The 14,932-nt window shown below is 64.3% G+C and carries 11 protein-coding genes; 3 read left to right on the top strand and 8 right to left on the bottom strand.

The genetic code is table 11. From position 1 onward, the window contains the following. Positions 1-43 precede the first annotated feature (43 nt). From EV687_RS01990 to EV687_RS01970, 5 genes are all read right to left on the bottom strand, one after another. Entirely contained in the window at positions 44-3,205 is a 3,162-nt protein-coding gene (locus tag EV687_RS01990) for a TonB-dependent receptor domain-containing protein (protein ID WP_122226212.1), read from the bottom strand. Between the two features lie 359 nt (positions 3,206-3,564). Continuing rightward, positions 3,565-4,278: a phosphoserine phosphatase SerB gene (serB, locus tag EV687_RS01985; RefSeq protein WP_122226211.1), complete on the bottom strand. Its 714-nt coding sequence runs from the start codon at positions 4,276-4,278 to the stop codon at positions 3,565-3,567. Positions 4,279-4,364: 86 nt separating this feature from the next. After that, on the bottom strand, positions 4,365-5,786 hold the full coding sequence (locus tag EV687_RS01980; protein ID WP_122226210.1) for an NAD(P)(+) transhydrogenase (Re/Si-specific) subunit beta: 1,422 nt from the start codon (positions 5,784-5,786) through the stop codon (positions 4,365-4,367). Further along, positions 5,783-6,133, bottom strand: coding sequence for an NAD(P) transhydrogenase subunit alpha part 2 (locus tag EV687_RS01975; RefSeq protein ID WP_122226209.1), 351 nt, complete (start codon positions 6,131-6,133; stop codon positions 5,783-5,785). Before EV687_RS01975 ends, EV687_RS01980 begins: the two co-directional genes overlap by 4 nt. 137 nt (positions 6,134-6,270) lie before the next feature. Then, a complete protein-coding gene (locus tag EV687_RS01970) occupies positions 6,271-7,401 on the bottom strand; it encodes a Re/Si-specific NAD(P)(+) transhydrogenase subunit alpha (RefSeq protein ID WP_122226208.1) in 1,131 nt (376 codons plus the stop codon). A gap of 296 nt (positions 7,402-7,697) precedes the next feature. Here EV687_RS01970 and EV687_RS01965 point away from each other — a divergent pair, with 296 nt between their 5' ends. Then, entirely contained in the window at positions 7,698-8,270 is a 573-nt protein-coding gene (locus tag EV687_RS01965) for a thermonuclease family protein (RefSeq protein WP_122226207.1), read from the top strand. A 114-nt stretch (positions 8,271-8,384) separates the two neighbouring features. After that, a complete protein-coding gene (locus EV687_RS01960) occupies positions 8,385-9,485 on the top strand; it encodes a 3-deoxy-7-phosphoheptulonate synthase (RefSeq protein ID WP_122226206.1) in 1,101 nt (366 codons plus the stop codon). A 462-nt stretch (positions 9,486-9,947) separates the two neighbouring features. Here EV687_RS01960 and EV687_RS01955 read toward each other — a convergent pair whose 3' ends face one another. Beyond that, positions 9,948-12,389 carry a YgiQ family radical SAM protein gene (locus tag EV687_RS01955; RefSeq protein ID WP_122226205.1) on the bottom strand — a complete coding sequence of 814 codons (2,442 nt, stop codon included), beginning with the start codon at positions 12,387-12,389 and terminating at the stop codon, positions 9,948-9,950. 270 nt (positions 12,390-12,659) lie between these two features. Here EV687_RS01955 and gspF point away from each other — a divergent pair, with 270 nt between their 5' ends. Next, a complete protein-coding gene (gene gspF / locus EV687_RS01950; protein ID WP_122226204.1) occupies positions 12,660-13,880 on the top strand; it encodes a type II secretion system inner membrane protein GspF in 1,221 nt (406 codons plus the stop codon). Between the two features lie 31 nt (positions 13,881-13,911). Here the strand turns inward: gspF and EV687_RS01945 are convergent, their stop codons facing one another. Next, positions 13,912-14,619, bottom strand: coding sequence for a transposase (locus EV687_RS01945; protein ID WP_122226203.1), 708 nt, complete (start codon positions 14,617-14,619; stop codon positions 13,912-13,914). Positions 14,620-14,645: 26 nt separating this feature from the next. Beyond that, positions 14,646-14,924, bottom strand: coding sequence for a DUF4282 domain-containing protein (locus EV687_RS01940; protein WP_122226202.1), 279 nt, complete (start codon positions 14,922-14,924; stop codon positions 14,646-14,648). Positions 14,925-14,932 lie beyond the last annotated feature (8 nt).

Here is a 14,932-nt window from a genome sequence, read left to right as displayed (position 1 = left end):
ACACATCGAAAAAACTTGTTTTTCAAAAAAACAAGCAAAAAACCTAGAACCTGAGGGTCATGCCCGCCGTAATGGTACGTCCCGGTCCTGGCATGACATTTTTGGACATGGGATCCATGTAATACTGATCGGTCAGATTGATGATGTTCAGGTTGAGCAGTACACTTTTGTTGACTTGGAACTGCGCGTACAAATCATGCAGCACGACCGACTGCCAATACAACGCATCCACGCCGCCACGGAACCACACATCCCGTGGCAAAGTGGCGGTTCCGGGTGTCGCGGTGCTCTGGGCCAGCAGGCGGTCCAATTGCCTGTTTTCCGCCCCGGCGTGATAGGTGCCGCGCCAACCCACCTCCAGGCGCCTGTCCAGCAAGCGCGTGCCCAACTCCATATTGATGGAGTATTTGGGCTGCAAGCTGCTGCCGCTATAGGTACCAGGGAAACCACCCGTCATGCAGGTGGGAATGCGGTTGTAATAAGGGTCCATGCTGCTGGCGAAATCCTTGTCGCACATTTCCTGCTTCAAGCGGTAGGTGCCGCCCAGGCCGCCAAAAAAACGCCCCGCATCAAAACGCGATTGCAATTCGATGCCGCTGGTTTTCTTCTTGTCAAACTGGATGGTGTCCGCGTATGCGGTGCGATCGATGAAGTTCTTGATCCGGGTGTTGTAATAGCTGATGCGCGCATCCGCCAGCGCCAGCCCGGGGAAGAATTGCGCCAGATTATGGGCATAGCCAATTTCAATATTCGTGCTGCGCTCGGGCTTGCTGGCGCCATTCACCGCCAAAGTTCCGAGGGTGCCGGCGCCGTCCACCACCGAGCTGGTGGTCAGCTCATGAATGCTCGGGAAACGCGTGGTCTGCGCATAACGCGCAAAACCGGTACCAAATTGGCCAATCCGCGCAGTCGCGCTCAAGACCGGACTCCAGGCATGGCCCGACTGTTCTGCGGAGTTTTCCCAGGCTTGTCCTGAACTCAGGGTTTCATAAACATCTTCACCGATTCCAGTGGCATACCGGGCCACCTCATCCAAGCCCTGGGTGTTCTCCACAGTCTCTGCGGCATTCAGCGTACCGTTGGCAAATGGGTTCTGAGACGAATCTGGCTTGCCGTTTATGACCGGAACAAGGACGGGATCATATATCCAGTATAGATAGTTAATTCCAGAGCCATCATTAATCGATCTATAACTTACCTGCCTCCCATCCAGAAAAGCGTTATACACTTGCTTGTGTGCCAGCCAAGTTTCAATCTCGGGCGTCACGACGCCATTGAAAACATAATCATTAATATATGGGGCGGCGGCCTGGCTATTTGCTGTGTCGGTGGCTGAAAGGTCTCTGTATTTCTCTGCTTCTTCCGTGGTCAGAATCTCTCCATATTCCAATTGCATGCCGGTCTTCACTCGACTACCTGCCATCTTCGCCAAACCCGTGTCCTTGCCGGTATATCGCATATATCGGGTGCCAGCAGTCAGCGTCAGCCACGGGGTGGGCTGGTAGCTCAGATTCATCGTGGCGGAATATTCCTTGCGTTCGCCAGAGCGCGGGCCAAAGAAATCGGTGCTGGCGTGCATGGTGTTGCCGTCAATGCCCAGGCCCCCACTGCTCAAATTCAGTTTGGTTTGCTCGACCCGGTCATCCAGTTTTTCGCGCTGGTAATTGACACCCAGCATCAATTGCATTTTTTCGTTCAGCTTGATCTGGTTGCTCAAGTCCAGGCCGGTGCGGTCATGGCTGGTCCATTGCCGCCCACGGGCCAGGATGGTGCCGTCATGATCCGGAAGCCAGGAGCTCCAGTCGAAGTCAGGATAGGAACTGCTGAGGGTGTCATACAACGCCAGGGCATTCGCGGTAGCGTCATCCGCGTCGATGACATAAGGTGAAATTCCGGTCTGATAGCGTGTGCCGCGGGTCTTGGTATGCCACAAGCTGGCCTCCAGATTCAACCATTTCGAATCTTCCGGCTTGACCTCATAGTCCAGCTTGTAGCGATCCACTTTCATCTCCGAATGCGGTCTTTCAAACACGAATCGCTGGGTGTTGGAAAAATCCGCATCCGGAAACTGGTGTTCAAAGGATTCCCGCCAGGACATGAGCAGTACCGAATTACCCGGAGTGGTTTCTCCAAAATCCATGTCATTTCGCATGAATGACAGGCCGATTTTCTGCCCATCCGGAAAATACCAGTTGTTCTTCAGCAGCGTGCTTCTGGTTTCGCTGGCGGTGTTGAAGACTTCATCTCCTGCGCCGTACAGCTTGGTCATGTTCGGGGTGAAGGAATCCGTGCTGGTTTGATCGAGATAATCATGGCCTGCATACCTTCCGGCATTCCTTTTTCCCGCGTAGTAGTTGCCCTGGGTGCGCTTGCTGTACGAGGCGAGGAAGTCCGTCATTTCATTGCGTCCAGCAATGGTGAGCATGCCGGAGTGGCTGTCGAAATTGAAGTTCTCCCCGCCGCCCTTCTCCCGCGGCGTCCCGGAGGGAACCGCGACACTGGTACCGGTGCGCACCGCGCCGGGAATATCGCGGTAATCCTTGCCGTAGACCGAGGCGGCATCAAATCGGGGTTTGCTGCTGTTGCCGGAGGTGTCGGCCTTCAATTCGATGCCGAAGTTCTTGCCTTCGGGAATGATGTCGCCGGGTTCGATGGTGCGGATGTTCACTGAACCTCCAACACCGCTTTTGATGCCGCGGCTCAGGGACGGGCCCTTTTCCACCTCGATGCTGCGGAACATCGCCGGGTCGGCGTAGCTGCGGTTACCCGCGCCAAAGAAGTGCAGCCAGATGTTGGTGGATTGTTCGGTGCCATCGATGGTCAGCGGCACGCGCCCTTCGCCGGATAGGCCGCGGATGTTGGGCGTAATCGATTGACTGCCGCGCGTGTCCATGCTGTAGACGCCGTTCATGCCCTTGAACGCGTCACCAGGGTTGGTGGCCTGGAAGCGCTGCAGTTGTTCGCGCTCCTGATAGACGGTGGTAACGTTTTTGTCATACACGTCGTCCTGGCCTTTTTCGTCGCGGGTGCGCTCGCCGGTCACGACAACCTCCGGCAGCGCCTGTTCGGCATCGCGCTGCCAGCCATTCTGCTGCGCGGGCGTCTCCCCTTCCTGTTCCTGCCCTTGCGCATGGGCCATGCTCCAGCACGCCAGTGCCACCGCCACCGAGATGCCTTGCAGGGCCGGGTAAGCTCTCTTGTTCATTTCCTCTCCTGATTGGAACGACCTCTTGCGATGGGGCCAGCCAACAGCCTCGCATCGATCCTCTATATTGAGAACGGGATCGATTCTTCTTTGCAGGATCAGGAAATGCTCTTGATAATTATCAAGTCGTCAATTTTTCGTATCTCTCTTGTAAATGGAGATGGCAGCAATGCCCGATGGCGATGACCAACATGCCCATCGGCGCTCGCTGACTGGCAACCAGCCTTGCCGACCGGCTTTCTGGACGCACGAAGAAAAACGCATCCCTGCAGGGATGCGCGTCAGCAGGGGCTTAGAACCTGCTCAAAGCCTTTTCGTTCGGGGCACTTGGGCCCGACGAGGAGAACGCGTGGCCCGCTTCAGGGCCGCAGCACTTCCAGCAGGCGATCGAGTCCGCCGCTGTTGATGGCCACCTTGGCCTGGGCGCGCACGCGCGGCTTGGCGTGGTAGGCCACCGAGAGGCCCACAGCCTGCATCATTGGCAGGTCGTTGGCACCGTCACCGACGGCGATGGCCTGGGCTGGCTCGATGTCCATCAGCGAGGCCAGCTCCAGCACGGCACGGCGCTTTTCCTGGCCGTCGCAGATGTCGCCCCAGCTCTGGCCCTGCAGGCCGCCGGTGAGCACGCCGTCGCGGATATCGAGCAGGTTCGAGCGCACGAAGTCCAGCTCCAGCTCGGCGCGCACGCGCTCGGTGAAGAAGGTGAAGCCGCCCGAAACCAGCAGGGTCTTGAGGCCCGCAGCATGGCAGGCCTGCACCAGTTCGCGCGCTCCGTCCGAGAGGCGCACGCGTTCGGTGTAAACGCGCTGCAATTGCTCGACCGTGACGCCCTTGAGCAGCGCCACGCGCCGACGCAGGCTTTCCTTGAAGTCGGTGATGATGCCCTGCATGGCCGCCTCGGTGATCTCGGCGACTTCGCGCTTCTTGCCCACCATGTCGGCGATCTCGTCCACGCATTCGGTGGTCACCAGCGTGGAGTCCATGTCGAAGGCGATGAGGCGAAAATCACGCAGCGACAACGGCGCGGCGATGTCCTGGATTTCCAGTCCGGGGGCGAATTCCTGTTTGCTCATGATGGGCGGCCGGCGTGCGAAGTTGGGTACAGCCCGAGATTATGCGGCAGCAGGCAGTACCCGCTGCCGCAGGTCATGTCCGCCGACTACTCGATGGCTTTGGTGATGTCCTCGACCACCTGCTTGGCATCGCCGAACACCATCATGGTCTTGTCCATGTAGAAGAGCTCGTTGTCCAGCCCGGCGTAGCCCGCCGCCATCGAGCGCTTGTTGACGATGACGTGGCGCGCCTTGTAGACCTCGAGAATCGGCATGCCATAGATGGGACTGCCCTTGACGTGCGCAGCGGGGTTGACCACGTCGTTGGCACCCAGCACGATGGCCACGTCCACATCGCCGAACTCGCTGTTGATCTCGTCCATCTCGAACACCTGGTCATAGGGCACCTCGGCCTCGGCCAGCAGCACGTTCATGTGGCCGGGCATGCGGCCGGCCACCGGGTGGATGGCGTAGCGCACGCTGATGCCCTTGGCCGTGAGCTTGGCCGCCATCTCCTTGACGGCGTGCTGCGCACGCGCCACCGCCAGGCCGTAGCCGGGCACGATGACCACGCTGTCGGCATTGCCGAGCAGGAAAGCCGCATCGTCGGCGCTGCCGGTGTGCACGCTGCGTTGCTCCTCGCCCGCCGCCCCCGCCGCAGCGGCATCGCCACCGAAGCCGCCGAGAATGACGTTGAAAAAGCTGCGGTTCATGGCCTTGCACATGATGTAGCTGAGGATCGCCCCCGACGACCCCACCAGCGATCCGGCGATGATCAGCATGCTGTTGTTCAGCGAAAAGCCGATGCCCGCCGCCGCCCAGCCCGAATAGCTGTTGAGCATGGAGACCACCACCGGCATGTCGGCGCCACCGATCGGGATGATGAGCAGTACGCCCAGCGCAAAGCCGATGGCGATGACCAGCACGATGTCCAGCCAGCTCTGGCTGTGCCAGAAGCCGAACACGAAGAAGGCCGCCGCCAGCCCCAGCGCGAGATTGAGCCAGTGCTGGCCCGGGAAGGTGACGGGCCGGCCCTGGAACAGGCGGAACTTGTACTTGCCCGAGAGCTTGCCGAAGGCGATCACCGATCCGGTGAAGGTGATGGCGCCGATGAAGGCACCCAACGCCAACTCCACGCGATTGCCACCCGGCAGCGCCTGGCCATGCCCGGCAATGCCGAAAGCCCAGGGTTCGGCCACGGCGGCCACGGCGATGAAGACGGCAGCCAGGCCGATCATGCTGTGCATGAAGGCCACCAGCTCGGGCATCTTGGTCATTTCGACGCGGCGTGCCATGACGGCACCAGCCGTGCCGCCGACGAGCAGGCCCAGCAGCACCCAGCCGAGGCCGAGCGCGCCGCCGGCCAGCTCGATGATGAGCGCGGCGGTGGTGACGACGGCAACGAGCATGCCGGCCATGCCGAACAGGTTGCCGCGGATCGAAGTGGTCGGGTGCGAGAGACCCTTGAGGGCCTGGATGAAGCAGACGCTGGCCACCAGGTAGAGCAGCGTGACGAGGTTCATGCTCATTGCGCCTCTCCTTGTTGCGCTTGTCCCTGGGCCTTGGCGGCATCGGTGGGCGCCTTGCGCTCCTTCTTCCTGAACATCTCCAGCATGCGGCGCGTGACCAGGAAGCCGCCAAACACGTTGACGGCGGCCAGCGCCACGGCCAGCACGCCCATGGTCTTGCCCAGCGGGGTCTCGGTCAGGGCGGCCGCCAGCATGGCGCCGACGATGACGATGGCCGAGATGGCATTGGTCACTGCCATCAGTGGCGTGTGCAGCGCGGGTGTGACATTCCAGACCACGTGGTAGCCCACGTAGATGGCGAGCACGAAGATGATCAGATTGGTGATGATGGGGGATACGGCATCCATGCTGGTTTCTCCTTCACGGCGCAGTGGCCGAACAGTCGGTGCCCACGGCCTGGTTGGCCGGGGCGATGGATTCAGAATTCAAGATCGGCACTTCACTCAGTGCTGCATTCAGCGTTTCATTCGGCGCCCTCAGGCCCTCAGGCACGGGTCACCTGGCGATCCCGTGCCACCAGGCAGGCGGCGACGATGTCGTCCTGCAGGTCGATCTTCAGGCCCTCGTCCTTGGGCAGGATGAGCTTGAGGAAATCCAGCACGTTGCGCGCGTAGAGCGCCGAGGCATCGGCGGCGACGAGTGCGGGCAGATTGGTCTCGCCAACGATGTGCACGCCGTGCTTGACCACGGTGGCGCCGGCCTCGGTGAGCGGGCAATTGCCGCCGACGCCCCCCTCGCCTTTGCCGGCGGCGATGTCGACGATGACCGAGCCGGGCTTCATGCTTCGCACCATCTCCTCGGTGATCAGCGTGGGCGCAGCGCGGCCGGGGATGAGCGCGGTGGCAATGACCACGTCGGCCTGCGCCACGCGCTTGGCCACCTCGGCCTGCTGGCGTTGCAGCCAGCTCGCCGGCATGGGCCGGGCATAACCGCCCACGCCTTCTGCGGCATCCTTCTCTTCCTGCGTCTCGTAGGGCACGTCGATGAACTTGGCACCCAGCGAAGCCACCTGCTCCTTCACGCTGGGACGCACGTCGCTGGCCTCGATGGTGGCGCCCAGGCGCTTGGCCGTGGCGATTGCCTGCAGCCCGGCCACGCCCACGCCCAGCACCACCACCCGCGCCGCTTTCACGGTGCCGGCCGCCGTCATCAGCATCGGGAAGAAACGCTGATAGATGTTGGCGGCAATGATGACGGCCTTGTAGCCCGCGATGTTGGCCTGCGAGGACAGCACGTCCAGGCTTTGCGCGCGGGTGGTGCGTGGCGCCGCCTCCAGCGCGAAGGCCGTGAGGCCGGCCGCCGCCAGGCGTGCAAGCCCGTCGCGATCGAACGGGTCGAGCATGCCGACCAGTACCGAGCCAGGTTTCATCAGCGCGAGTGCCTGCGCATCGGGCGACCTGACCGTGAGCACCAGTTCGGCGCCAAGTGCGCCCGCGGAATCGGTGATCTCGGCGCCGGCAGCCTGATAGGCCGCGTCGGTGACCGAGGCGCCCTCGCCCGCGCCCGCCTGCACCAGCACTGCATGGCCCTGGGCCACCAGTTTCTTCACCGTCTCCGGCGTGGCCGCCACGCGGCGCTCCCCCGCTGCCGTTTCCGCAGCAACTCCTATTCGCATGCCAATTTCCCTCCGCTGGATGAAATGGGCCGGACCTGCCGTCCGGCCTGAAACCTGTTTCCGCTCCATTCATGGGCCGCACCGCCCCGGACAGTCAATCGGCCGATTCGCGGGGATACGTGCTCTTTTGTCTCGCCTGATGCCACTCGCCTCGGTGGTCCATCGGGCGTCCAGACATGGGAACGTCTGCCGCCATGTCTGGTGGCAATATAGCACCAGCATGGTGACAAAGCCGCTACCATCGCCCCATCCTGTGCCAGCGGGTTGATCTTCTTTCGCTCCCCTGCATCCCCTTCATGCGTTTTTCTGTTCCCTCCCACCAGCGGGCAAGCACGACGAGCCAGCTGCCCCGTCGCCACTGCGGCCGGGCCACGGCCTTCCTGCTGTTCATCGCCACGCTGCTGTTCGGCTGCGGCCATGCCCCTGCGCAAGGGCAGGCTGGCAACCAGAGCTGCACCATCTCCCGTGTGCCCGATGGCGATTCGCTCGAGGCACGTTGCCAGGGCCGTGGCCAGCCCACGCTGCAGCGCTTGCGTCTGCGGAGCATCGATGCGCCGGAACTGCGCCAGCGCCATGGCCAGACCGCGCGCCAGGCCCTGCTGCGGTTGTGCCTAGGCCAGCGCATCGAACTGCCGTTGCGCCCGCCACGCGACCGCTATGGCCGCGTGCTCGCCGATGTCCGCTGCCAGCAGACCGATGCCGGCGAGCACATGGTGGGCGCAGGCCTGGCATGGTACTACCGCGCCACCGCCGATGACTATCCGCGCCTGGTGCGCCTGGAGCAGCAGGCGCGCCGCAGCGGCAAGGGCCTGTGGGGAGACGCCAACCCCACGCCGCCCTGGCAATGGCGACAAAGCCGCCAGCGCTGAAAACATGTTGCAGAATGCACGGCCAGAAACCTCCATTCCCGACCCGAGCACCCTCCCTCCCCCGAATCCGAACCCGAACCAGCGAGACCGGGCGCGTCGCCGCCCGCACACACCATGAGCCCGTCACAAGCCCGTACCGCCACCCCGCTCAATCCGGCCGAGAGCCAGCGCATCGACGACACCCGCATCAACACCGTGCGGCCACTGATCACGCCGGCGCTGCTGCAGGAATGGCTGCCCGCCTCCGCTTCGGCGCGCGAGTTGGTCGAACGCAGCCGCACCGCCATCAACCAGGTGCTCGATGGCCAGGACGATCGCCTGATCGTGGTGGTCGGGCCGTGCTCCATCCATGACCACGCACAGGCCATGGACTATGCGCGCCAGCTCAAGGTGCAGGCCGATGCGCTGCAGGACGATCTGCTGGTGGTGATGCGGGTGTATTTCGAGAAGCCACGCACCACCGTGGGCTGGAAGGGTTACATCAACGATCCGCGCATGGATGGCAGTTTCGCGATCAACGAAGGCCTGGAGATGGCGCGCGAGCTGCTGCTGGAGGTACTGGCACTGGGCCTGCCGGTGGGCACCGAATTCCTCGATCTGCTCTCGCCCCAGTTCATCAGCGAGCTGGTGAGCTGGGGCGCCATCGGCGCGCGCACCACCGAGAGCCAGAGCCACCGCCAGCTCGCCAGCGGCCTGTCCTGCCCGGTGGGCTTCAAGAACGGCACCGACGGCGGCATCAAGGTTGCCGCCGATGCCATCCTGGCCGCGCAGGCGCCGCATGCCTTCATGGGCATAACCAAGATGGGCCAGTCCGCCATTTTCGAGACGCGCGGCAACCAGCATTGCCACGTCATCCTGCGCGGCGGCAAGGAGCCCAACTACAGCGCCGCGCATGTGGATGCGGCCTGCGAACTGCTGCGCAAGGCCGGCCTGCGCGAACAGGTGATGATCGACGTCTCGCACGCCAACAGCAGCAAGCAGCACCAGCGGCAGATCACCGTGGCCGAGGATGTGGCCGGTCAGGTCGCCGCAGGCGACCGGCGCATCATCGGCGTGATGATCGAGAGCCATCTGCACGAAGGCCGCCAGGACATCGTGGCCGGCCAGCCATTGGCCTATGGCGTCTCGGTGACGGATGCCTGCATCAGCATGGAACAGACCATTCCGGTGCTGCAGGGCCTCGCGGCCGCCGTGCGGACACGCCGCCAGAAGTGAGCCTTCCGGCGAGGCCGCCGCGCCGCCAGGCGGTCATGCAAGGAAGATAGGCGCCTGGGCGCGGCGCAGCCATCGACGCCCCGGTCGCACTCACCACCCTGGTCCTGATGCTGCTGCAGGCTGCAATGGCTGGGCCTGGCTGCCGTGGCACTGCTGGCATGCGCCTGGGAGCAGCGCAAGCGCAGCATCGTCGCGCCACTGCACCGCCCACCCGCTGGCAGCCCACGCCATGCCTGCAGCCACACGTCTCTGGGCGCGCCCCTGGCCGTTGCGGTGGGCATGCCTGGCGCTCGCAGGATTGCGCGTGGCCAACCTGTTGCTGTCCGGTCAGCCCTGGTCGGTGACGTTCGCCTTCAACCTCTGGGGCGCCAAACTGCCAGCCCTGCTGGGCCTGGATGTGAGCCAGTGGGTGTGCTGAGGCTGGTCCATGCCGGGGCAGGCGCTGGCCGGGCCGGTGCTGGTTCAGCGCGGTCGTTTCGGCGACTTCGCCGCCTTCTTGGCGGCATTGACGCCCGGGCGCGGCGGCAGGCCGGTGTGCTGGGTCAGGATGCGGCCCGCCACCGGCTTGCCGGCGCGCGCGAAGGTCTTGGCTTCACCGGCTTTGCCTGCCTTGCCGGAGGCCGTGGAGTTGGTGCGCCGCGCGCTCTTGTAGCTGCCATCGGTGAGCGGCTGCCAGGTCGGGATCAGGTGCTGCTTGCCGTTGCCGATCAGGTCGGCGCGGCCCATTTCCCTGAGCGCATCGCGCAGCAGTGGCCAGTTGTTCGGGTCGTGGTAGCGCAAGAAGGCCTTGTGCAGGCGGCGGCGCTTTTCGCCGCGCACGATGTCGACCTGCTCCTCCTCCTTGTCGCGCATGTAGCGGCGCACCCGCTTGAGCGGATTGCGCCCGCTGTGGTACATGGCGGTGGCGGTCGCCATCGGGCTGGGGTAGAAAGTCTGCACCTGATCGGCACGAAAACCGTTGGTCTTGAGCCAGATCGCCAGGTTCATCATGTCCTCGTCGCTGGTGCCCGGGTGCGCGGCGATGAAGTACGGAATCAGGAACTGCTTCTTGCCAGCCTCGGCCGAATACTGCTCGAACATGCGCTTGAAGCGGTCGTAGCTGCCGATGCCGGGCTTCATCATCTTCGAGAGCGGTCCGTTCTCGGTGTGCTCGGGGGCAATCTTCAGGTAGCCGCCGACATGGTGCTGCACCAGTTCCTTGACGTACTCGGGAGACTCCACCGCGAGGTCGTAGCGCAGGCCCGAACCGATCAGGATCTTCTTGATGCCCCGAAGCTGGCGCGCGCGCCGGTAGATCTTGATCAGCGGGCCGTGATCGGTGTGCAGATTCGAGCAGATGCCGGGGAAAACGCAACTGGGCTTGCGGCAGGCCGCCTCGATCTCGGGCGACTTGCAGCCGAGCCGGTACATGTTGGCGGTGGGGCCTCCCAGGTCGGAGATCACACCGGTGAAGCCGGCGACGCGGTCACGGATTTCCTCGACCTCGCGGATGATGGAGTCCTCCGAGCGGCTCTGGATGATGCGTCCTTCATGTTCGGTGATCGAGCAGAAGGTGCAGCCGCCAAAGCAGCCGCGCATGATGTTGACCGAGGTGCGGATCATCTCCCAGGCCGGAATGCGTGTGGCGCCGTCGTGGCTGCCGGTCTCATCGGCATAGCTCGGATGCGGGCTGCGCGCATACGGCAGGCCGAACACGTGGTCCATCTCGGCGGTCGAGAGCGGGATCGGCGGCGGGTTGATCCAGACGTCGCGCGCCGTCGCGCCCTCGCCGTGGCGCTGCACCAGCGCGCGGGCGTTGCCGGGATTGGTCTCCAGGTGCAGCACGCGATTGGCATGCGCATACAGCACCGGGTCGCTCTTGACCTGCTCGAAGGATGGCAGGCGGATCACGGTCTGCTCGCGTGGCGGCAGCGCCCGCGCATTGCGGCCGCGCAGCGCCGGGTTGGCCACGATGTGCACCGGCTTGAAGTCGAAGCCCTGCGATGGCAAGCCCGCGTTCGCTTCGGTACCGGCGTCCGCACCCACCGCACCAATCGCACCATCTGCCTCGCCTTGCGCCGGAGCCTGCTGCTCCTTGCTGCAACTCGATCCGGCCTGCTCGGCCTGTTCGCTGGTGGTCAGGTACGGGTTGATGTGCGGCTCGATGGGCCCGGGTGTGTCCACGTCGGTGGAGTCGAGCTCCCACCAGGTGCGGCCCTCATCCTGGGCGCGGCGCACGAAAGCGGTGCCACGCACGTCGGTGATCTGCTCGACCGGCTCGCGCCGGGCCAGCCGGTGCGCCACCTCGACCAGCGCGCGCTCGGCATTGCCGTAGAGCAGCAGGTCGCACTTGCTGTCGACCACGATGGAGCGGCGCACCTTGTCGCTCCAATAGTCGTAGTGGGCAATGCGGCGCAGGCTCCCTTCGATGCCGCCGAGGACGATGGGCACGTCCTTGTAGGCCTCGCGACAGCGCTGGCAATAGACTATCGCAGCGCGATCGGGCCGCTTGCCGCCCACATCCCCCGGCGTGTAGGCATCATCGCTGCGGATCTTGCGATCGGCCGTGTAGCGGTTGATCATCGAATCCATGTTGCCCGCCGTCACGCCCCAGAACAGGTTGGGCCGCCCCAATGCACGCAAAGGTTCGGCGCTCTGCCAGTCCGGCTGGGCGATGATGCCGACGCGGAAACCCTGCGCCTCCAGCACCCGGCCGATCACCGCCATGCCGAAGCTCGGGTGATCGACATAGGCGTCACCGGTGACGATGATGACGTCGCAGCTGTCCCAGCCCAACTGTTCCATCTCGGCACGGCTGGTGGGCAGGAAGGGCGCGGTGCCGAAGCGCTTGGCCCAATACGGCCGGTAGGCAGTCAACGGCTTGGCATTGCGCGGAAAGAAGGAGACGTCGACTGGGGCGTTCATGGCGTGGGCCCGGGCAGCGGCATGCACAGGCTGGGGATTCGTGGGGGTATCCCGCCATTGTATGGAGTAAGGCATGTCCTTGCGCCACGCGGTGCATCCGCTGATGCCTTGCCGCATCCGTCCTTCCATCCATTCGTTCGTCCGTCCGTCCGTCCAATCCTGGTCCCAGGACTGCCACCGTCATGAAGCCGCCATGCAATGCGGCACAATGCGTGCTTTGCCGCAACAGCAGCGGTCTCTTCTGCTTCTTTTCCTGACGCCAAACGCCGCATGCCAGCCTTTTCCTTCGACGCCATCGACGACCAGGGCCAGTCGCGCAAGGGCATGATCGATGCCGACACCGCGCGCTCGGCACGTGCATTGCTGCGCGCGCAGGGGCTGGTGCCACTGAGCGTCGAGAGCGTCCAGGCCGAGGCCGATGCGACTGCCAGCCGCGCGGGCCTGTGGCGCCGCCGTGCCTTCAACAGCACGGGCCTGACCATCTGGACGCGCCAGCTCGCCGGCCTGATCACCGCCGGCCTGCCGATCGAGCGCGCGCTGGCCATGCTGGCCGACGAGGCCGAGGACGAGCGCCAGCAACGCCTGGTGGCAGCCTTGCGCGCCGAAGTCAATGCCGGCACCAGCTTTGCGCGGGCGCTGGCGGCCTGGCCGCGCGAGTTCTCCGAGGTCTACGTTGCCGTGGTGGGCGCCGGCGAGCAAAGCGGTGACCTCGGCATGGTGCTCGAACGCCTGGCCGACGAGCTGGAGAATCGCCAGGCTCTGCAGTCGCAGGTCGTCGGCGCAGCGCTCTACCCGGCCATCGTCACCGGCGTCGGCATCCTGATCGTCACCTTCCTGCTCAGCTACGTGGTGCCACAGGTCGCCAGCGTGTTCAGCGGCGGCAACCGCAGCCTGCCACTGCTGACCGAAATACTGATGCGCATCAGCGCCCTGCTGCGCCAGTATGGCTGGTGGCTGCTGGCCGCGCTGGTGCTGGCTGCGCTGGTGTTTCGCTGGTGGCTGCGCATTCCGTCGCAGCGCGAGCGTTTCGACGCGGCCTGGCTGCGGCTGCCGGTGCTGGGCCGCCTGGCGGCGCAATACAACGCGGCGCGCTTTGCATCCACTCTGGCCATGCTCAGCGGCGCGGGCGTGCCCATCCTCAAGGCCCTGCAGGCGGCAGCCGAAACAGTGGGCAACCTGGCCATGCGGCGCGATGCCATGGAAGCGCTGGTGCTGGTACGCGAGGGCGCGCCGCTGGCCGCCGCGCTGGGTCAGAAGAAACGCTATCCGGCGCTGCTGGCCATGTTCGCGCGACTGGGCGAGCAGACCGGCCAGTTGCCGCTGATGCTCGAGCGCGCCGCCCGCCAGATGCAGGGCGAGGTGCAGCGTCGCGCCGTGCGCATGGCCACGCTGCTGGAGCCGCTGCTGATCGTCGCCATGGGCGTGGCGGTGATGATCATCGTGCTCGCGGTGCTGCTGCCCATCATCCAGATGAACCAGTGGGTGCGTTGAGGACCCGCATCACCAAAGCAACCCAAGCCCTTCAAGAACCTCCATCGGCACTGCGTTTGCGTGGCCGTCCCGGCTTGCCTGGCTGCAGACGCCGCTGGGTCTGCTCGCCGAGTTCCTGCAGAAAGCGCTCGTTGCCCAGTGCCCAGCCGCCCATGGCGCTGCGGTGGATCTGCTCGAGCATGCTGCTGCCGATGCCCGCATCGACCAGTTCGCGGTAAGCGGCCTCACGGCCGAAAGGCGTGTCGGCCAGATCCCAGTAGAGCGGATGCGGTGTCAGGAAGCGGCTGTGCTCCAGCCCCGCGAAGTTGCGGTGGCTGGTCCACGCATAGTCGGCCGGCCGCTGCGCCAGCCCGTCGCGCACCGGCAGCCAGTCCAGGTAGGTCATCACCCCTAGCACGTAGGGCGACGGCTGCAATACGCCCGAACGAAAGCGCCCTTCCCAGAGCGTACCGCTGCGCTGGTGCGTCTGGTTGAACAGGCGCACGTACTGGCGCCCCAAGCCCTGCATGAAGCGGCTGAGCGAACGCTCATCGGCCGGTGTCACCAGCAGGTGCAGGCGGTTTTCCAGCAAGGCGTAGGCGTGCAGTGCCAGGCCGGAGTTCTGCCGCAGTTGTTCGGCCAGCACGTCCAGAAAGGACTGGTAGTCTCCCGGCTGCAGAAAGATGGGCTGCAGGTTGTTGCCGCGCAGCACCACGTGGTGTGGCATGCCGGGGATGGTCAGGCGAGGCAGGCGGGCCATGGTGCGGCAGCGGCAGGAAAACAGTATCAGCTGCCGGACCGGTCGGCGATTTTCTTGATGTTGTCGTTGATCTTGAAGATGACGATCAGCACTTCGGCCAGGATGCGGGCAAACAGGCAGGCCAGGAAGGTCAGGATGACGGCCCCGACCATGCCGGAGATCGTGCCGAGGAAACCGCGCCCTCCCACCATGGCACCAAAGAACGCGACAACCCCCGAGAAGAGGTACAGCACCAGCTGCAGCCAATAGACCACCGTGATGAGCTTGGGAGCCAGCATGGTGTCGAAATAAAGGAATTGACGCATGGTTCGCC

The sequence above is a fragment of the Corticibacter populi genome (assembly GCF_004217315.1).
GTDB classification, from domain to species: domain Bacteria; phylum Pseudomonadota; class Gammaproteobacteria; order Burkholderiales; family Burkholderiaceae_C; genus Lampropedia; species Lampropedia populi.
The sequence above is the reverse complement of the archived record's forward strand: the minus strand, read 5'-3'. Positions and strand labels throughout refer to the sequence as shown.